The organism is Pseudarthrobacter sp. J1738 (assembly GCF_050490315.1).
GTDB lineage: Bacteria > Actinomycetota > Actinomycetes > Actinomycetales > Micrococcaceae > JBNPEO01.
Genome location: NZ_JBNPEO010000005.1, coordinates 103,162 through 123,115, shown reverse-complemented (window position 1 = coordinate 123,115; position 19,954 = coordinate 103,162). Strand labels below are relative to the sequence as shown.

The following is a 19,954-nucleotide window of genomic DNA, read 5'->3' as shown; positions in this document are numbered from 1 at the left end:
CTAAGCCAAACACTTTTAGCTGGGAATTACTTCGTGGGTGTGGTTGCAATAGCCGTAGCGCTCTCTAACGAGCTCGTCGACTCGCTAGGTGCCGTGGTGGGTGAATCCACTGGGGATGCTGTCAGCGAAACCGTGGGTGATGCGCTGGGTGACGTGCTCGGCGATGTGGAGGGCGTAGCGGACGGCATGTCCGTGGGTTCTGCTGATGGTGTGACAGTACCGGGTAATGTCGCCGTTGGTGAGGCGGGGGGCGAAGCGGACGGTGAGGCACTCGGCGTCGTGGTTGGTTTTGTAGTCGGTGATGCGGTGCTTGGTGACGCTGTGGACGAATTGGTGGGCGCAGTTGTAGGCGTCTTCGGCGGGACGCTCGGGTGGGCGTCGTCATCTTTGATGACCCCAGGGGTACTGGGTTTCACCACCGGCTCTAGGACCGGGACCGCCCAAGCGGGAGTCGCGTCAGGTTTCTTCCCGGCTCCTGGCGAGTAGTCAGTCATGGGGATATTGCCAAGGCGGTCCACTTGTTTGATGGCGATCATTTTGTAGCCGAGCGGGTCACCATGCTTGCCATTTTTGATGACTTCAAAGTGCAAGTGGCAACCCGTGGAAGATCCAGTGGTGCCAACTTTTGCGATGACCTGCCCCACATCCACCGAATCGCCTTTGTGAACGGCAATCCCTTGAAGATGGTTATACGTGGTGATCAGCCCATTGCCGTGGTCAATCTCCACACGGTTGCCGCCGCCCCACAAGTGCCAACCAACCGCCCGCACCACACCGGCGTCGGCCGCATAAACCCGAGTTCCGCAGGCCGCAGCATAGTCCTGGCCCCAGTGGAATTCGGTGGGGTCACCCGTAATGGGACTAATCCGGCTGCCGAACGGAGAACTTGGAACCAGAGCTTCGAGCGGGGCTGAGAATGAACCTACCGGTGGGCGGCGAAGTTGTTTGGAAGCTACGTTGAGTTGGCGCTTCCCAGAGGCACTGACCGATTGAATAGAGGACCGATCAAAAGCGACCAGCGCATAGGGCCCCGCTGCCACCGGAACCGTTGCGGCGTCGTTGACCGCTTGAAGGCTTGACGGTTTTGTACTGAGTGCCGGGGATTCGGAACCAAGGGCGCCAAAGAGCAATGCGGTAGCCAGCACCGAACCTAGTGACCTAGCCATGACTTTGGGCCATTTGCGGACGAATCCCGCATTTGGCCCGTGCTTGCCTCTCAAGGCTGACTTCCCAACGTTGACAACTTGGGGCCGATAAACCACCCCTTCCAGTGTGGCGAGACTCACGTCAGCATGCAAGGGATTGTGGCAATTGGGCAAACAAAAAGGAGCCCCGAACCATAGTCCGGGGCTCCTCATTTGGCGGAGAATGGGGGATTTGAACCCCCGAGGGCGTGAACCCAACACGCGTTCCAGGCGTGCGCCATAGGCCGCTAGGCGAATTCTCCAGTTGCTTCTGAATCAAAAGCAGATACTAGACTACCGGAACTTACCAGCACTTCCCAATTCAGCAGCTGCGCATACACTCTGAAGCCGCTGATGCGCCGGACTCCATGAGCCACTCCCAGCAAAATCTCAGCAAAATGGGCGCCCCCAATGCGCCCATTTTCCCCAAGTGCCGCCACCAACCAGGCCGCTTGAGGAGTGCGCGGCCAGCCCGGCAAATGCTTATGCCGGTTTCAGAAACCCAATCGGTGGATATATTTATAGTGACAGGGTGTCAGCTGAAGCGCAATGGGGAGGACTTCCCCGTTGCGCCGTGAGACACACTCCCCCGAGTGGCGCCGGATGGCCGGACGATTCGAGCCACCGCCGATCTTGGGCTAAACTTGACGACGGCCCCTCATGTGGCGTCATCCTGTTGAACTCCCCCAGGACCGGAAGGTAGCAAGGGTAAATGGGCTCTGGCGGGTGCATGAGGGGTCTTTTAGTTCCCTATAAAACTGTCGGTGCCGATTGATAGGGTTTTCTCTGTGACTGTTACTACTGCTCTTTACCGCCGGTACCGCCCGGATTCTTTCGCGGACGTGATCGGGCAAGAGCATGTCACGGAGCCGCTTATGACGGCATTGCGCAAGAACCGCGTTAATCACGCCTACCTCTTCTCCGGCCCTCGCGGTTGCGGAAAAACCACCTCGGCCCGCATCCTAGCCCGCTGCCTCAACTGCGCTGAAGGCCCCACCGACACCCCTTGCGGAAAGTGCCCCAGCTGCGTTGAATTAGCCCGCGGCGGTTCAGGCTCCCTAGATGTTATTGAGATCGACGCCGCCAGCCACGGTGGTGTGGATGACGCCCGTGATCTGCGTGAGCGCGCCACCTTCGCCCCAGTGCGGGACCGCTACAAAATCTTTATCATCGACGAGGCCCACATGGTCACACCGCAGGGCTTCAATGCTCTGCTGAAAATCGTTGAAGAGCCGCCGGAACACATCAAGTTCATCTTCGCCACCACGGAGCCGGACAAGGTCATTGGCACCATCCGCTCCCGCACGCACCACTACCCCTTCCGTTTGGTGCCGCCCGAGCCGCTGATGGCCTACTTGGAGTTGCTGTGCCAGCAGGAAAACGTACCGGTTGCCCCGGGCGTGCTTTCTCTTGTGGTCCGAGCCGGTGGCGGTTCAGTGCGTGACTCACTCTCCGTTTTGGACCAGTTGATGGCTGGCGCAGGAGAGGACGGGCTTAACTATGAGCTGGCCGTCGCGCTTCTTGGCTACACGCACGCCTCATTGTTGGATGACGTGGTGGATGCTGTTGCTGCGGGCGATTCAGGAACGGTTTTCCGCGCCGTTGACCGGGTTATTCAGACCGGTCACGATCCGCGACGCTTTGTTGAGGACCTGCTGGAGCGCTTCCGCGACCTGATCATTGTTCAGGCTATGCCGGAGAGCGCTGCCGCGATTTTGCGCGGAATGCCTGCGGATCAGATCGCCCGTATGCGTACTCAGGCGCAGAATCTTGGCGCGGCTGAGCTTTCCCGCGCGGCAGATGTCACTAACACGGCGCTCACGGACATGACCGGCGCCACCTCACCGCGTTTGCACCTTGAGCTGCTTTGCGCCCGCATCCTCTTGCCAGGAGCGGACCAGAGTGAACGTGGATCCGTTGCGCGGATTGATCGCCTGGAGCGGCGTTTGGCTTTTTCCGGGAACGACGCCGGAACCGCCACCACTTCTCCGCCACCACAAGCGCCAGCAACGTCCGGTGGTCAGGGCCCGGCAGTGCGGGAAGTTCAGCATCCCGCAGTTGCTGAGGTCCAGGCGCACGCTGCTACTGAGACCAACGTTCCAGCTGCGCAGTCGGCCCAGGCGCACGCGGTTGTAGAACCAGTAGCAGCCGAGGCAAAACCTGTTGTTCAAGAGCCGACTGCCCCGGCCGCGGATCATGTTCCTGCTCAGGTTTCCGCTCAGGCGGCATCCGCTAACAAACCCCAGTTGGCGCCCGCTCAGCCACCTGCTCAAGCACCCGCTCAGGCTCCTGCCAGCAGTCAGGCAGGCGGCTCGGGTCAAGTTGAGATGATGCGTCGTGCTTGGCCAGAAGTTCTGGACACCTTGTCCAAGATCAAGCGCAGTACGTGGGCCTTGGTGGCTCCGAACGCACAGGTTGGTGGCTTCGATGGTGAAGTGCTGCAGCTAGCGTTCACCACCTCCGGGCTCGCTGGCGCTTTTAGCCGAGGGGATCATTCAGAGAACCTGAGAAGAGCCATCTCCCAGGTTGTTGGAGTCGACTGCCAAATTACGCCCATCGCCGGCGCTACCAACGGCGGATCGAGCTCTGAGCCAAACCCAAAAGCACCCGCTAGCCGGGAAGCTCCGGCGGACGCGGCACCGCTAAACGTTGCGGCAGCTCCGGTTCAACAGAATCTGGTGGAGCCAGCTTCTGTTGCTCCAGAAGTCCCTTCTCCGGAATCTTCTGCAGCAAACCCTGCGCCCGCCGTCGAGATTGTCCTCGACGATTGGGGGCTGCCAGTGGCAGCAGCTGTTGAGCGCCCGGCAGAAACCACTGCTCCTTCTGGCACCCTGTCACGCGAAGAATCCGCGGCCGACGACGATGAACCGCAGGTAGCAGCATCGTGGGCATCAACCCCCTACGATGACGTTCCGTATGCGGACGAGGAACCTCCCAACGAAGACGATCTTCCGCCCGAGGGCTGGACTCCCCCGGCTCCGCGCTCACTCGCCACCAGCCAAGCGGCAGCAACGGTGCCGGCATCAGCCCCGGCGCCTGCATCTGAACCTGCATCTGAACCGGCACCGGCACCGGCTAAGCAGGCAACCACCAAGCCCGTGTCAAAACTGGCCGCTGCCAAGGCCAAGCTTGAAGAATCGGGCAACCCCGGCTCAGGCGTGCCCAACAAGGACGATCCTTGGGAACGCGCGCGCGAACAATCGCCCGGCGTGTGGATAGTTGGGACTGAAAGCAACGTCGGAACCCAAGCTGTAGCAAACGCCGCGGAACCAATTCCGCTCGCCACAACCAACTACGCTCCTGCCACAGCACAGTACCCAACCCCTGCAGCACCAGCGCCAACGCCGTCAAGCACGGCGGCGCCAACGCCTGTGGAGCCAACCCCTGAGTCAGGTAACCCGGGTCCCCGCCCAAGCCTCTACCAACGTCTGTCCAACAGTCCTGAGGCGCAGGCGGCGCGCCTACAAGCGGCACCCAACCGGACGGCGTCGGCCCCTCAAGGCCTAGTAGACGAATACACCAGCGCGGATGACGTCACTATTGAGGAGTCTGGCCTGTTTGGCCGGGCCGCTGTGGAGCGTATTCTGGGCGGAACCCTTGTAGCGCAGCTGAATCTTGACGGCAGCCCAGTTATTCCGCGCTAGTAGCTCCCCCGCTGAACTATCCACCCGAAGAATGAGGAAATTGTGTACGAAGGCGCAGTTCAAGAGCTGATTGACGAGCTTGGACGTCTCCCTGGCGTTGGCCCAAAATCAGCGCAGCGCCTGGCGTTCCACATTCTCGAGGCGGACCCGGAGGACACTAAACGCCTTGTTGCGGCGATCACCACCGTTAAGGAACGGGTGAAGTTTTGCACGGTGTGTGGCAACGTCACCGAGCAAGAACTGTGCAACATTTGCCGGGACCCGCGCCGGGATCCCAGCGTCATTTGTGTGGTTGAAGAGTCCAAGGATGTGCTGGCGGTGGAACGTACCCGTTCCTTCCGCGGCAGGTATCACGTGCTCGGCGGGGCCATTAACCCGATCGCCGGGGTTGGCCCGGAGCAACTTCGAATCCGTGAACTTCTGACCCGGCTCAATGACAGCTCCATCCAGGAAATCATCATCGCCACCGACCCCAATCTCGAAGGCGAAGCCACGGCGACGTACTTGGCACGTATGCTCAAAACCATTGGGATCACCGTTACGCGTTTGGCCTCTGGTCTTCCCGTGGGCGGAGACCTCGAATACGCCGACGAGGTAACTTTGGGCAGGGCCTTCGAAGGCCGCCGCAACGCACTGAATTAGCAGGCGTTAGCTAGTCAGCCGCTCCACCGGCGGACCCCACAAGGGATCTGCGTGCCAACCGCATCAGATCCCTCACGGGCGCTTCCACCGGGCGGGCTCCCCCACGCCATACAGCCGTGAGCTGGCGCCGGAGGTCCACGCCGGCCACTTCAACCACCACCAGCCGGCCAAGGGTGAGGTCGTCCTCAACGGCCAAAGAACTCAGCACCCCCGGCGCAACGCCGGCTGCAATGGCAGTCCGCACGGCTGCAGTGCTCGCGTGCACTTGCCGAGGAGGCACAACCGCCTCGGCCAAGAAACCAGCCTTCACAAACATCTGCTCCAAGACCTTGCGTGTCCCGGAGCCTTCTTCCCGCGTGATGAGGCCAGTCTGGGCCAATTCAGCAACCGTCACGGGCGTTCTGCGCATAGCCCACGGATGACGCGGAGCCACAGCAATAACTAGCGAATCGTGACCCAGCACTTCGGTGTGCAAATCTGTGGGGAGATCCGGTGTTTCAAGAAAACCCAAACGAACTTCACCGCCCCGCACCAAAGAAATAACAGCCTCACTATTCACGGCTTTGAGGCCCACCTGAGTGACTTCTCCGGCCAGTTCTTCTTGCCACTCGCGAAGGGCTACCAACCAGCGAGGCAAAAGATATTCGGCAATCGTCAGGCTCGCAGCCACGTCAAGGCGCTGGACTGCGCGGTGCTTGATCGAATCGATCCCGGCTTCCAACCGGGCCGCGGCAGAGAGCACTTCCTGTGCCCACGCAGCAACCATGGCGCCCGAAGTGGTCAATTCTGAACCTCGCGGCGAGCGCACAATCAGTTCCGCGCCCACAACTTTCTCCATCGAACGAACTTGCGAGGAAACAGCCTGCTGGGACACCCCAAAAAGCTCAGCAACTCGGGACAGGCTCCCTAATTCACCCACTGTCACAAGCGTTTCCAGAGCAGCCAGACTCGGCACCTGCGGACCTAACACGGAAACCTCCCACAAGAATTGCTTGTACCCTCCCAAGGGTAGGCCCTCTACCGGCGAGTAACGAGTTCGGGAAGCATCAATATATGAGCTTTCCTCAAATGAGGGTCCGTGCGCGCAGCGTCACCCCTGGCGTCCTGGCTGCACTAAGCGCCGCGCTCGGCGCCGCCTTGCTGCACAAAATCTTCCCAGCGCTTCCGGCGCTCACCGCGGTCATCGCCGTCGGGATTCTGCTTGCTCAAATCCCAGTCACACGCCGGGCCCTGACTCGGACTCTCGCTCCCGGAACAGAACTGGCCGCAAGCACTTTCATGCGGATCGGCGTCGTACTCTTGGGATTTAAACTGAACCTGCACACCATCGCTGCACTCGGTTGGCCCGTCTGGCAGGCCGTACTCTCGATCCTCTGCGTGACGTTTCTACTCACGTGGTCACTCGGCAAGCTGCTCCGGCTCCCCGGCAAACAGCCGCTACTTATGGCGGCAGGGTTCTCGATCTGCGGTGCGTCAGCGATCGGCGCCGTGGCACACGTGTCCAAAGCCAACGACGACGACGTCGCACCGCCCATCGCGATTGTCACCCTCTGCGGTACGGCTGCTATGGCCGTTCTCCCGTTGCTGTGGCATCCGCTGGGACTTAGTAGCGCCGGGTTCGGACGCTGGGTGGGGGCGAGCGTTCACGACGTCGGACAGGTTGTAGCCGCGGCAAATGTTGCCGGTGCGGCCGCGTTGGCGACTGCGGTGCTAATCAAGCTCATCCGTGTGCTGATGCTCGTCCCGCTCATTTCGCTCGTGGGCTTGGCCGAATGGCGTGCCAACCGAGGCGCGAGCACGCACAGGTCACTCGCCACGGTGATGCCATGGTTTGTCCCGGCTTTCCTTGCTGCGGTGGTGATCCAAACATTTGCACCATTGCCCCAATCCCTAGCCAATGGCGTGGACACGGCGCAGCTAGTGCTGCTTTCAATGGCATTGTTCGCGTTGGGGACCAGAGTCAGGGTCCAATCGCTGTTTTACCAAAACTGGAAAGCCCTTGTGGTGGGTTTGCTTGCGTCAGTAGTGATGGCCATTCTGGCGCTGATCTTGCTTCGTTAGAACAGCCCTCGTCACCAATGCGTCCTGCCATGTGGTCACAATTCCGTACCCCAGCTCCCCGGCGATAAACTGGCACCAGAAAAACCGTCCGCGTCAGCGAAGCCGCCGGGCTATCGAATTTTCCCCAACCAACCAGTGAGGGTGCACGCATGAGTCTGCCCAGTTCCGATCTTTCCCAACAGTTGCGCCCAAAGTCCGGCGCGCCTGAAGGAATGCCGGAGAAGCAGTTGATTGTGCAGAAATTCGGCGGTTCTTCGGTGGCTGACGCTGAAGGTATCAAGCGAGTGGCACGCCGAGTGGTTGATGCTCACAACGCTGGCCACGAGGTAGTTGTGGTGGTTTCGGCTATGGGTGACACCACCGATGAACTGCTTGATCTTGCTGCTCAGGTAACTGACCACGCCCCGGCCCGGGAGATGGACATGCTCCTCTCCGCCGGTGAGCGTATCTCCATGTCTTTGCTCGCCATGGCCATCAACCACTTTGGCGCTACCGCCCAGTCGTTCACCGGCTCTCAGGCCGGTATGGTCACGGACGGCATTCACGGTAAAGCACGCATTATTCACGTTGATCCACACCGCGTTCGTACCTCTTTGGATAAGGGTCACGTGGCGATTGTTGCAGGGTTCCAAGGTGTTAGCCGCGTCACGAATGAGATCACCACACTGGGTCGCGGCGGATCGGACACCACAGCTGTGGCACTTGCCGCCGCCCTCGATGCAGACGTGTGTGAGATCTATACCGATGTGGACGGCGTTTACACAGCGGATCCGCGCGTGGTGGCCAGCGCCCAGAAGATTGAGCGCATCTCGAGTGAAGAGATGCTCGAATTGGCGGCCTCTGGCGCCAAAATCCTACACTTGCGTTGTGTGGAGTATGCCCGCCGTTTTGGTGTGCCGCTGCACGTTCGCTCCTCATTTAGCCAACTTGAGGGAACTTGGGTTCTGCCCAGTCCCGAGGACAAAATCACCATGGAAGAGGGAGTCGCTTTGGAACAGCCCATCATCTCCGGAGTTGCCCATGATCGCTCCGAAGCTAAGGTCACCGTTGTGGGTGTTCCGGACATTCCTGGCAAGGCTGCTGCAATCTTCCAGGTCATTGCCAAGGCTCACTCCAACATCGACATGATTGTGCAGAACGTCTCCACCAAGGGCACAGGTCACACCGATATTTCCTTCACTCTGCCCATGGTTGAGGGTGCCGACGCCCTGGACGCTCTGCGCGCGGCCCAGCCGGAAATTGGGTTCGAGAGCATCGATTACAACGATCAGATCGGCAAGTTGTCACTGATCGGTGCTGGCATGCGTTCCCACCCTGGTGTTTCGGCCAAGTTCTTTGAGGCGCTGTCCACCTCGGGCATCAACATCGACATGATCTCCACCTCGGAAATTCGCATTTCAGTGGTAACCCAGGCCGACCTCCTTGATGCCGCAGTGCGCTCCATCCACAAGGCATTTGACCTCGACGGCGAATCCGAAGCTACGGTTTATGGCGGCACCGGCCGCTAAGGCTCACTGAGCTGACATCCCAAACGAAATCGGGCCCCGAGACACTTTGTCTCGGGGCCCGATTAGTTAAGGGTCGCCTTCCGCTCACCACGAGCGCTATGCGAGCGAGAGGAAGAGCTTTTCCAAGTCCTTGGTGTTCATACTTTCGTCGCCGCGGAGCAGGCATTGCTCCAGACCGCTGGCGATGACCGCAAATCCTGCGCGGTCCAGAGCCTTGGATACAGCGGCGAGCTGAGTGACGATGTCCTTGCAGTCACGGCCCTCTTCCAGCATGCGAGTCACCCCAGCAAGCTGCCCTTGAGCGCGCTTGAGGCGGTTAATCACGGGGGTCAGGTCTGTTGCATCAAGTTCCATAGGATCTCCCAAAGTGGCGGTGTTCTAACATTAAGCCTATACCCCTGCCGGTATTATCGGCGACTCCATGACCGCCTTCGCTTCGTCACAAAACTGCATTTGCTCGATACCCCCTAGGGTATTATTATTTGACGTAGAGACCCCACCTTGGCGGACACATCTCAACCGCCAAACCCGGGAACCAAACAAAGGAGAGCGATATGTTGCTCGAGCGCATCTACGACGAAGACCTCGCCCAAGCGAGCTACTTCATCGGCTGCCAGGCGAAGGGCGAAGCCCTCGTGGTGGACCCCCGCCGCGACATCGCCGTCTACCAAGACCTCGCGGCCAAAAACGGTATGAAAATCACTGCCGTGACTGAAACGCACATCCACGCGGACTTCCTCTCCGGCACCCGAGAACTTGCCGCAGCCACCGGGGCCACCGCCTACGTTTCGGGCGAGGGTGGCGTCGATTGGCAGTACGGCTTCGAGGCCGAACGCCTCAATAACGACGACGAAATCCCCTTGGGAAACATCATCATCAAGGCTGTACACACCCCCGGCCACACCCCTGAGCATTTGTCCTTCCTGGTCACCGATGGCGCGTTCGCTAATCACCCCGGCTACCTGCTCTCGGGAGACTTTGTTTTCTCCGGAGACCTAGGCCGGCCTGACCTTTTGGACGAAGCTGCCGGCGGCGTGGACACACGCTTTGAAGGTGCCAAGCAGCTTTTTACTAGTCTGCGGGACAAATTCCTCACCTTGCCCGACCACGTCCAGGTCCACCCAGGCCACGGCGCGGGAAGCGCTTGCGGTAAAGCTCTAGGCGCCATCCCGTCGTCGACCGTTGGATACGAACGCCTCTACGCATGGTGGGGCCCTTACCTCGAGAACAATGACGAGCAGGGTTTTATCAATGAGCTTCTCGACGGGCAGCCTGATGCCCACGCTTACTTCGCTCGGATGAAACGTGAAAATCGCGAGGGCCCGGCCGTTATGGGCGAACGCGCGCCACTGCCCGAGCTTTCTGCTGCCGACGTCTCAGCGGATCTTGCCGCGGGGAACATCATTTTTGTGGACACTCGCGCTAACAACGAGGTCCACAAAGGCACCGTTACCAATTCCCTGAACATCCCGGCCGGAAAGTCCACAGCGAGCTTCGGCGCTTGGGTAGTGAATCCCGAAACGGATAAAAACCCGCTAGTGCTGTTGGCCTCCAGCCAAACGGTGGCTCAGGAAATGTGGGATCACTTAGTCCGAGTTGGGATCGATAATGTTGGTGGTTTTGTGACAAACCTTGAGGGTTTGCCGCAAAGCATCCCGCCGCTGCTTCGTCCTGAAGAGCTGGGGAGTTTCAATTCCGCCGTGGTTTTGGACGTCCGCAATCGCACTGAATTCGCCGCTGGCCATATCCCCGGCGCCTACCAGCTCAGCGGTGGTCGCGTGATGTGGCACTTGGACGAACTTCCTCGCGAGGGAACTATCGTCACGTACTGCCAGAGCGGGGTCCGGAATTCCGTTGCGGCAAGCGCTTTGCGCCGGGCCGGATACAACGTCACCGAACTAGACGGCAGTTATGCCGGCTGGTCCGCTTGGCAGCAATCGCTCTAACCCTTTCACCAAAAAACCAGTCCCCTTGGAATAACCAAGGAACTTCCCAAAGACATCTAAGGAGCCATCAAATGTGCCGTGCAGTAACTTGCAAGAAGTGCAACAAAACAACCTGGGCGGGCTGCGGTCAGCACGTTGACCAGGTGATGAAGGGCGTACCGGCATCTCAGCGCTGCCGTGGCCACGAAAACGAGAAGTCCACCAATAAGGGCTTCTTTGCCAAACTCTTTGGACGCTAAACCCTACTTCTAAAACACAGGGGCTTCGGAGAATTGATTCTCCGAAGCCCCTGTGGGTCACTTAGCATTTGCGAGTCACTCGCTGACCGTTTGCTAGCGGAGAGATTGGTCCCCGGGATTCTTGGGCACAACATAAGTGCTGCCGTCAGGACGTGTGATGGTTTCCCACTGCTGGGTTTCGGCTTCGCGCTGTTTGAGGAGACGTTTGTTTTCCTCAGTCATCTCGTGATCCAAGGAACTGCGGTTGGCAGGCCCAAAAATGAGGCGTAGCTTGTCCGTGCTGCGCATAAAACGCCGAGCAAAATTTTCCTTTTCCATCGCTTCTCTCCTCGAGTAATTGACTCCCTCCAGCTTACTTTGGCACCGCGACTAAACTAGAACTACACCTGAAGGGAGCCCGGAGCCATGACCCGTAAATTGCGCGCCGCAACGACGCTCACTGCAGTGTTGCTCTTGACCACTGTTTCCGCTTGCGCAACTCCCGGTACTAGCCAACCCACAGCCAGTACAACGACGACTCCCGCGCCCAGCGCCACCAGCTCGGCAAGTGGTACCTCCAACCCGTCCACCCCTGGAAGTTCAATCTCTCAAAGCACTCCCCCTACCGGGGCTGTGGCCACTCCGCCGAGTGGTCCTGGCGATGCATCATTGACTATCACCCTTGTGCCCCAAGCTAATGCCACTGCGGTGGTTAGTACTCTTGAATGCTCTGCCGGCGCGGTGTCCAGCTCAAAACCGTCAACGGTTTCCAACCCTGCGAGCGCGTGCACCTTGGTCAAGGACCATGCCAATTACTTCGTGCCACGGATCACGTCAAAAAACGTTGCCTGCACGCAGAATATTTCGGGTCCCGAGACCGCAACTATCACAGGCACTGTCAACGGAACCGAAGTTAATCTGTCCTACAACCGCAAGGACGGCTGCGGTATTTCTGCGTGGAAAGCCATGGAACCTCTCCTCGGCCGAGGCGGAGCGGTGTAGTGCAGAATAACCTTTTGAAATCTGGCGAAGTAATGTCCCCACACGACTGGCTTGCGGCTGAACAAGCACACCAAGACCGCGTGGACCGGTACGCCAAGCCGTACCTTGCGCGCCGTTCCGCCGGGCAAAAGCACCCTGTTGAGGACTTTCTCTTTACGTATTACACACAGAAACCGGGCCAACTCTCGCGGTGGCACCCCGGTGCTGGTGTGGTGCTCACCGGGCCGCAAGCGCAAGAGCGTCTAGCGTGGAAGTATTACCGCCCAGCCACAGCAGAGGAACTCCGCGAGATGGCTAGTGAAGGTGCGGCTGTTGAAGGTGTCACTGTGGATGTGGACAAGTTCCTGAAGGACCGTCGCGAGGCCGTGGCCTTTGCGCTGATTATCCTCGCCGGTACCGCTGCACGGCCGGCCCAATTTGGGTGCTTTGGCCTGCACGAATGGGCCATGGTGTACCGGCAAGACAAGTTCGATCTCCGCCACGAATACCTCAACCTTCGTCTGGGCAGCACCGGCACAGATCAGGTGATTGAAGAGAACAAAATCCGTTGCACACACTTTGACGCCTACCGTTTTTATACACCAGACGCGATCCCCCGCAACGAGCTCACACTCAGCCGTGAGAACCAGCGCACCATGGAACAACCCGGCTGCCTCCACGCCAACATGGACCTGTACAAGTGGGCCTACAAACTTACGCCCTTGCTCCCGAGCGAATTGGTGATGGATTGTTTTGAGCTCTCTTGGCGCATCCGAGCCATGGACATGCAAGCCTCCCCCTACGACCTCCAAGACTGGGGCTACCCGCCCATCCGGATTGAAACGGCGGAAGGAAAAGCCAGCTACGTGGCATTGCAACGTGGCTTCGCCGAGGAATCCGCCCAGCTGCGGGCAAAACTTTTGGCCGCGCTTGAACCCTTCGCGCGTAGGCTCGAACCCAGCAGCTCCGTCCCCACCAACTAGGAGTTCCGGTGCCACACGAATCCCCCAGCATTGACCTGACGGTGACCCTCGTTGAGGCGCCCGGCGCACCGGAGTACGTTTTCCGGCTTCTCACAACGGCCGACGGCGCTCCGGCACCGGAGTGCACGGTGAGCGACCCGCCCGCGGCGCTTAACGCCGTCGTACGTTTTGGCGATGAGATCTTTTTTCCGCAGCCTGGTCCGCCGAAGCTGTGCACGCAGCAGTACGGCGGTCCCGCCGTAGCCACCGTAACGGGCAGCTTTAACGGCCGAGACGTCAACTCAACCTTCACCCGAACCGACGGTTGTGAGATTGCCCGTTGGAAGGCTCTTGCCCCGCTGCTGCAGTCGGGCGGAAACAGCTAGCTGTAAGGCATCGGCGGTACTTGGCAAAGTTTGTCAAGGAACACAAAGGGTCCAAAGGAACAATGTTCCTTTGGACCCTTTGTCTCTGCCCTAGAGTGCGGGGACTGCAGGGACTAGACGGTTACTAGTTGAGCAGGCTCGGTCCGTTGTTGACTTCCTCAGACTGACGCTTCTTCTTTTCCTTCTTCACTTTGTCTGCTTTGTCTTTCTGAGCGGGCGTGGTGCCTGACTCTTCATCAGACGGAACAACAGCAGTTCCGCCCGGAGTCACCACAACACTCACAAAGGTCTCAACTGCCGACCCGGCATAGGTGAGCCGCCCAATGTAAGAACCAGCTGCCAAGTTCTTCCACGACAAGGTCAGGTTGCTGCTCTTACCGTTTTTGAGCGAGAGCGGGTTCGGCGTCACTGTTGCGTTGCCAACGTTGGCACCCAATACTGCAGCATCAACAGAAGCCTTGGTGGGCTGGCCATTGGGGCTTGCATAGAGGTTCACAAACATGGTGTACGTTCCCGGCCTGGGGTTTGCCACCGAGAGCGACTCGCTAGCCGAGGCCGTTTGAGCCAGCAGCGGCTGACCGGACGGGTCAAAAACCACCAGATCAAAGTCGGCCGTGTCATCCGAGGAGAACACAGAGAACTTGGCCAACGGAGAGCCAGCCGGAACGGTAACTTCCTTAGCAAAGTTGGAAGCGTTCGTCTCAAGTGCCAGCGGGCCCGGAACCAATTCCGTGGCCGAGGAGTCAGCCTTGGACAAACCGTCCAAGGTGATGGCGATCGGAGAGTTGGAACCAGAAGTTACCGGGATAGTGCCGGAACCAGTGCCACCGGTGGAGGAGAACGAAACGTTCTCAGGAGCCGAGACTGCCTGAGGCTGGATGGCGATAGGGCTAGTCACGTTCTTACCAGCACCCTGCCAAACCAACTGACCCATGGCGTACTTGCCAAAGGCTGCACCGTTGTTCTCAAAGCTGACCTTGAAGGTGCGCTTCTCGCCAGCTTGATTGAAGTTCAGCACAGACGGGGTGACCTTCACCTTGATACCCGGAACGTTAACCGTGGCGCGGTACAAACCTGGGGTCAGAGCCGTCACGGTTCGCGTGACCTCAATTTTGCCGTTGAGGTTACCCAGTGCAAAGGACGGCAAGTTCATGTCACGAGCTGCGGTGCTGCCCAAACCTGGGATACCCAAGTCCACGCCGGTGCCCTGGATGAACTTGAGGTAGTCCTCATCGTTAGCGTCGTAAACCAAGCCGGGGTTGAGCACCTTGGCAGGATCAACTTCGCCAGCACCGGTAGCGAACAAGTCGCCATCCTTGGTGCCATCAGCCTTCTTTAGATCACCAGCAGTGGTCATCATTGCGGACTTCACCGTGGCCGGGGACCAGAGTGGGTTTTTGGACAGGATCAAAGCACCAAAGCCGGCAACGTGCGGTGACGCCATGGACGTACCGGACATCATGCCGAAGCTGGCACCGTTGGAGCCGATCGGAGAAACACCTGCAAGAACTGCAACACCGGGAGCAGCGACGTCGGGCTTGAGCAAATCACCGTTGGAGGCTGAGAGCGGTCCGCGTGATGAGAATCCAGCAATCTGTGGCTGCGGTTCTGCAGGAAGACCGGTGGTGTCCTTGTTGACCAGGGCAGCCTTGATGTTGGGGTTGGCCGCGAGCTTGGCTTTGATGGCTTCGGTGGCCGGCGGGTTGACGTGCACGGTGGGTACTGAGTGTTCGTCAACATCCTCGGAGGAGGTGGTCAGGTTGACCAAGATCATGCCCACACCGCCGGTGCGCTTTACTTCGGCGCTCTTGGCAACACGGTCCACTACGCCACGATCACAAACCACAATCTTGCCGGTGACTTTGGCCGGGTCAAGTGTGTTGGGACCACACAGCGCGGGGCTTGCTGCACCGGCTGCGGCTGCGTTAGCGGCCAAAACGAGGTTGCTCGCCGGGACGTTGTGCGCCATGAGGCTAGCACCACGGAACTTAGTGCCGTCTTCGAATTCAACGGTGCCCTGAAGTTCCGAGGTGAAGGAACTTGCAGCCACCGTTGTCAGCCACGGTGCCCCGTGATTCACTGTGCTCGCCGTGGGACCGGAGTTACCGGCCGAGGCCGCTACGAAAATACCGGCGGAGGTGGCGGAGAGGAACGCCAAAGAAACCGGATCGGTGGTGGTGTTGGTGCTACCAGAGATCGAGTAGTTCAGTACGTCAACACCATCCAGGATGGCTTGGTTGATGGCTGCCACTGATGCTGAGCTGTAGCAACCACCCGTTGCCGGGTCATCGTCTTCCCAGCAAACCTTGTAAACGGAGAGCTTCGCAGCCGGGGCAATACCACCGGTGATTCCCATATCGCGGGCGCCCAAGTTGGCGCGCACGTTGGCGTTACCTGCTGCGGTGCTGGCCGTGTGTGTGCCGTGGCTTCCCACATCCACCGGAGAGAGGAGCTCTTCAGGTGCGCGGTGTTCGGGTGCAACGTATTTGATGTAATCATCAGCGAAGTAGCGGGCACTGAGCACCTTGGTGTTACAGGCTGAGCCGTCAAAGTCCTGACCAGTCTGGCATTCGCCCACGAAAGTGTCGCCGTCGGCTTTCAGCATGGCGATTTTGCCATCTGCTGTGCGGTACGGCTCGCCAACTTTGGCATCACCGGTGAGCGGCTTGACGTCATCACCAGCAAAGAAGGCGCTGGAGGGAGTGTAACCGGAGTCAATCACACCAACCACAACGCCCTTACCAGCGTTCGCCGTACCACCATACTGGGTGTTCCATGTGCCTTGTGCTCCGCTGAGTTTCAAGAAGTCAGTGGTGGAGTAATCCGGTGCGTGCTCGGTGTCCGGAGCAACCACCAAAACAGTGGGGTCCTTGGCGAGGCTTACTGCCTGGTCTGCCGTAAGGTCCGCGGAGAAACCATTCAAGGCCGCAGTGAATTGGCGCTTGATCTGAATGTTCTCAGCTTTGGCAACACTGTTCTGCTTTTGTTCCAAGTGAGCTTGGTACTTCTGAACTTCGGGGCGCTTAGCGTCCAGCTTTTTACCCTTGGTGGGTGCCGTGGCTGGCAAGCCTGCCGTGCCACCGGTGTACGTTGCGGCCGGCTTTTCAGCGAGAACAACAATGTATCGGCCAGCCGGGTAATCGGCGGGATTGATTTTCTGGTGGGCAACGGTGACTGCTGGGGCCTGGGGAGTGGCTTGGGCGGGAGTGAGCGCAACCGTCGAGAGCAGAAGAGGAAGACCAACGGTCAGAGCCGCTACCTTCCTCATTCCCCCGCTTCGAAGGAAGCTATTTCCTGATGATTTCACGAGTGATTGAACCTTTCACGGGTGTGTTCCCGGCACATCAGCCGGGTAACGTGCCACATGACAGCGTTTGTAACGCTTGTCACACGCAACACTTCCCCAGCGTACAGAGCAACAGGCCGTTATGACATACTTCACAATCATTTGTTTTTATTATTTCCACCAAGGGCCATGTGACTCGACAGAACTCCCTAAATGTGGTGCGGGCGGAGGTCATTAAATACGGTGCGGGCGGAGCCGAGTTTTCGCTCCGCACCGCCCGCACCATCAAGGTGTGTGCTCTCTCTATTCCACCCGCCGCCACAAACCCCGCGAACCTCGTGCACCGCGGCTCAACTTTCACGGACCTGAAAACGGGAGCTGCCGGAACAAAACGGAACTGGCAGGCAGATTCCCTAGGTCGAGTTTCAAAGTTGAGCTGTGATGCACAGCTCGCGAGCTCTCATGTTCATGAAGCTTCACAACGGAGACGGTGTTTGAGCCACGGCTAGCCAATGATGCTGATTTGATCCCAGCCCAACAACTGGCCCGCCTGGTCCAGCACCACCACATTATTGGCCCCGCTCTTCGCGTCAGCCGGCAAAGTGGCAGTCAGCGCTGCCCCTGGCTCGGCATAGAACCAGCCCAATTTCTGCTGCTTTTTCTCGAGGTACACGAAGTACCACTGCCCGTCTGGGACATTTTGCAAAGTCACGTCCTGACCGGGCAAGTACCCAGCCGGGTTCACCATCAGATCTACCGGGGCTGACCCTTTGAGTTTGGTACTAGAAAGTACCGGGTCGCTCGTGGGCTGAGCTGGTTTAACGCTGAGAACTAACGGATCTCCTGTAACGGTGATCGTTTTGGTGCTCTGGCCAGTCGCCACCACCGTCCATGTAGATGACGGAACAAAATAACCTTGAGCTACTTCTTCTGCGGTTACCGTATGCCGTGGTGTGCCACAGTTGTAGCTTGCTCCGGCAGCGAGTGAACGCCAGCGGGAATTGCCCGCACCTTCAGGAACCAGTGGGCTGAAATTACCTGCCGTTGGAACCAAATCAGCAGTAATGGGGCTGGTGTTGGTGACCGTGAAGTTGTAGGGAACCTGCTCTCCTGCCGTGTATGGATTCGCGCTCAGGTCTCTAGACGAATCCGTCCGGTTGCCCACGATCGTGGCCGAGAGGACGCCGTCTCGAAGTGCAACGTTTGCGCCGGTAAAGGTGACATTTTTGGTGAGTGTAGAGTCCGCGCTAGACGTCACGCTAAAGGTTGCCGTCGGGCTGAAGTAGCCCTGAGTCACTTCAGCCGCCGTCACGGTGTGCTTGGCGGTGGTACACGTGTAGCTGGCACCCGCGGCAAGGTTGTTGTAGCGGCAATTCGGCGCTGTTGGTGGCAAGAAACCTGAATCGAAACTTCCCGAGGTGGGCACTGCATTGGCCGTCACGTTGGAGGTATTTTTGACCGTCAAGTTGTAGCTGAGCACCTCACCGGCAACGTAAGGATTCGCCACAACGTCACGGGCCAGCGCGGATCCGCTAATGGTCAACCCCACTTGATTGTTCACCGGGGCATTGGCGGAGAACGTACCTTGCGAGACTTTGCCTTCTGCGGTGATAAACGCTGCGTTGAGCTGCGTGCTACCTGTAGCGGACGACGGCGAGGTGAGGGTGACGTTGACCGTCACCGATGCGCCGGGAGCCAAGTCCGGGACCGGGACCGTGGTCGCGCTCCAGCCTGCTGGGGTGTAAATGGTGGCGCTCGCACCGCTGAGCGTCACTGCTTCTTGGTTGGTGACAGTGACCGGAACCTGCTGCGCAACGCCAGGTACAACGGTCTGGGCAGGGATATTCAATGGCGCACAAACGTAATTCAGCCACCCGTCGTCGAACTTTGCGAAGACCATACTGTCCGTGTAGTTACCCTCGTAAAAGACGCCAAGCTTTCCATCTTCCAAACGCGTGGCCGTGGAGTAAGCGGAGAAGCCCTGGTGAATACTGCGCACACCGGGCCACGTGGCACCGTCATCACACGAAACCCTGGCGGAGACGTTCTCTCGGTTTACTTGTGAGTTCGAGTTGGTGAACATCAGCTTTTTGGCGTCAGCGGAACCTTGGGCAGCAGCGGGAAACAAACGCGTTATGGAACCGTTGTTGGTTGGATCAGGCAACTCTGTATCCACAGTAACCGGACCGTAGCTTTGGCCACCGTCCGTGGAAATCGCCACTTTCCGGTAGTGGCCGTTTGAGCTATCGCGGGAGTTGAGCATCACGCGACCATCGGAGAGCTCAACAACCTTGTTCTCATCCATCGCCGCGCCCACCGGCTGGCCTTTCTGCCAGGTTGCGCCGTGATCATCTGAGTACACACTGTAGGCCTGAATCACTTCACTGCCGTTACTCTGGCGGACATATCCGGCGTACTGCTGGATAAGGCGACCTGCATATTGCCCGTATTTGAGTTGAATGCCTTCGCCGGAGGATGCGAAGTTAGTCCGAACGTCCCCTGGCTGGGGATTTGTTTTGCTTCCAGGCTTGGTCACGTTCGTGATCAAGCGTGGCGCGCTCCACGTGAGACCACCGTCTGAGGATTCAACTACGGCTGAGGAGATGACGTTCCGATCAGCACCGTCATTGCCGTATTCGCTCGAAGCAAAGCCAGCGTCTTTGGAGTAAACAAAAAACGCGAAGACTTTGCTGGCCTGAGCGTCATAGACAAATGATGGGTCGCTGTAACCATATTTGGGCCCGCTTGCATCGGCAACATGACCGCGGGCAATAAACGAAATGTTGCTCCACGTCTGGCCACCATCGGTACTACGTCGCATCGCAATCGAGTTGGGGTTGGGTGCATCAGCGCTGCTGCCCGGGCGGGCGTCCCATGCTGAGAGAACCACGTTGTTTCCCAAGTAGGCAAGGGCAGGAATTCGGTAATAGAAGTTTTCTGGGGTGCGGTCAGCGCCTAGGTTCTGTTCAGAGAATTGACCTGGTGCTGCCGTAGGGTCGGCCGACGGAATCGGTGCTGCTAGGGAGAGGGCGCTTGCCGAGACGAGCATGGTTAGCCCAAGGGCGCCGACTGCAGCTGTACGACACAGGGATTTTATGAGGGGACGAGTGATCGAGGAAGACTTCACATCTAGGTC

14 protein-coding genes, 1 tRNA gene and 1 other RNA gene are annotated in these 19,954 nt (G+C 58.8%); 9 read left to right on the top strand and 7 right to left on the bottom strand.

Going from position 1 to position 19,954, the window contains the following annotated elements:
- Positions 1 to 26 precede the first annotated feature (26 nt).
- Positions 27 to 1,166 carry a M23 family metallopeptidase gene (locus ACQR35_RS09210; protein WP_430267418.1) on the bottom strand — a complete coding sequence of 380 codons (1,140 nt, stop codon included), beginning with the start codon at positions 1,164 to 1,166 and terminating at the stop codon, positions 27 to 29.
- A 193-nt stretch (positions 1,167 to 1,359) separates the two neighbouring features.
- Positions 1,360 to 1,447, bottom strand: a tRNA-Ser gene (locus tag ACQR35_RS09205).
- 386 nt (positions 1,448 to 1,833) lie between these two features.
- Between ACQR35_RS09205 and ffs the strand changes: the two genes are divergently transcribed.
- The 3 genes from ffs (at position 1,834) to recR (ending at position 5,470) form a co-directional block, all read left to right on the top strand.
- An RNA gene (gene ffs, locus ACQR35_RS09200) (signal recognition particle sRNA small type) lies at positions 1,834 to 1,930 on the top strand.
- A 42-nt stretch (positions 1,931 to 1,972) separates the two neighbouring features.
- Complete coding sequence (locus ACQR35_RS09195; RefSeq protein WP_430269841.1) at positions 1,973 to 4,828, top strand: DNA polymerase III subunit gamma and tau; 2,856 nt, start codon at positions 1,973 to 1,975, stop codon at positions 4,826 to 4,828.
- Positions 4,829 to 4,870: 42 nt separating this feature from the next.
- Entirely contained in the window at positions 4,871 to 5,470 is a 600-nt protein-coding gene (gene recR / locus ACQR35_RS09190) for a recombination mediator RecR (RefSeq protein WP_430267416.1), read from the top strand.
- Between the two features lie 10 nt (positions 5,471 to 5,480).
- Here recR and ACQR35_RS09185 read toward each other — a convergent pair whose 3' ends face one another.
- On the bottom strand, positions 5,481 to 6,440 hold the full coding sequence (locus ACQR35_RS09185) for a LysR family transcriptional regulator (protein WP_430267415.1): 960 nt from the start codon (positions 6,438 to 6,440) through the stop codon (positions 5,481 to 5,483).
- An 83-nt stretch (positions 6,441 to 6,523) separates the two neighbouring features.
- On the opposite strand from ACQR35_RS09185, the gene ACQR35_RS09180 reads away from it, so the two are divergent.
- Entirely contained in the window at positions 6,524 to 7,531 is a 1,008-nt protein-coding gene (locus ACQR35_RS09180; protein ID WP_430267414.1) for a YeiH family protein, read from the top strand.
- A 212-nt stretch (positions 7,532 to 7,743) separates the two neighbouring features.
- Positions 7,744 to 9,039: an aspartate kinase gene (locus tag ACQR35_RS09175; protein ID WP_430267544.1), complete on the top strand. Its 1,296-nt coding sequence runs from the start codon at positions 7,744 to 7,746 to the stop codon at positions 9,037 to 9,039.
- A gap of 96 nt (positions 9,040 to 9,135) precedes the next feature.
- Here the strand turns inward: ACQR35_RS09175 and ACQR35_RS09170 are convergent, their stop codons facing one another.
- A complete protein-coding gene (locus ACQR35_RS09170; RefSeq protein ID WP_430269840.1) occupies positions 9,136 to 9,393 on the bottom strand; it encodes a metal-sensitive transcriptional regulator in 258 nt (85 codons plus the stop codon).
- 200 nt (positions 9,394 to 9,593) lie between these two features.
- Between ACQR35_RS09170 and ACQR35_RS09165 the strand changes: the two genes are divergently transcribed.
- Positions 9,594 to 10,985, top strand: a complete 1,392-nt coding sequence (locus tag ACQR35_RS09165; protein ID WP_430267412.1) for an MBL fold metallo-hydrolase — start codon at positions 9,594 to 9,596, stop codon at positions 10,983 to 10,985.
- A 332-nt stretch (positions 10,986 to 11,317) separates the two neighbouring features.
- Here ACQR35_RS09165 and ACQR35_RS09160 read toward each other — a convergent pair whose 3' ends face one another.
- Complete coding sequence (locus tag ACQR35_RS09160; protein ID WP_430267411.1) at positions 11,318 to 11,542, bottom strand: hypothetical protein; 225 nt, start codon at positions 11,540 to 11,542, stop codon at positions 11,318 to 11,320.
- An 87-nt stretch (positions 11,543 to 11,629) separates the two neighbouring features.
- Between ACQR35_RS09160 and ACQR35_RS09155 the strand changes: the two genes are divergently transcribed.
- From ACQR35_RS09155 to ACQR35_RS09145, 3 genes are read left to right on the top strand one after another with little or no spacing between them, the layout of a single operon-like run.
- Entirely contained in the window at positions 11,630 to 12,205 is a 576-nt protein-coding gene (locus ACQR35_RS09155) for a hypothetical protein (protein ID WP_430267410.1), read from the top strand.
- A 32-nt stretch (positions 12,206 to 12,237) separates the two neighbouring features.
- Complete coding sequence (locus tag ACQR35_RS09150; protein WP_430269859.1) at positions 12,238 to 13,167, top strand: 3-methyladenine DNA glycosylase; 930 nt, start codon at positions 12,238 to 12,240, stop codon at positions 13,165 to 13,167.
- 8 nt (positions 13,168 to 13,175) lie between these two features.
- Positions 13,176 to 13,532 carry a serine protease inhibitor gene (locus ACQR35_RS09145; protein ID WP_430267409.1) on the top strand — a complete coding sequence of 119 codons (357 nt, stop codon included), beginning with the start codon at positions 13,176 to 13,178 and terminating at the stop codon, positions 13,530 to 13,532.
- A gap of 124 nt (positions 13,533 to 13,656) precedes the next feature.
- Here the strand turns inward: ACQR35_RS09145 and ACQR35_RS09140 are convergent, their stop codons facing one another.
- Both ACQR35_RS09140 and ACQR35_RS09135 read right to left on the bottom strand, forming a co-directional pair.
- The gene (locus ACQR35_RS09140) at positions 13,657 to 16,800 is read right to left on the bottom strand and encodes a S8 family serine peptidase (RefSeq protein ID WP_430269839.1); all 3,144 of its coding nucleotides are present in this window, start codon (positions 16,798 to 16,800) and stop codon (positions 13,657 to 13,659) included.
- 523 nt (positions 16,801 to 17,323) lie between these two features.
- On the bottom strand, positions 17,324 to 19,867 hold the full coding sequence (locus ACQR35_RS09135) for an exo-alpha-sialidase (RefSeq protein WP_430269838.1): 2,544 nt from the start codon (positions 19,865 to 19,867) through the stop codon (positions 17,324 to 17,326).
- Positions 19,868 to 19,954 lie beyond the last annotated feature (87 nt).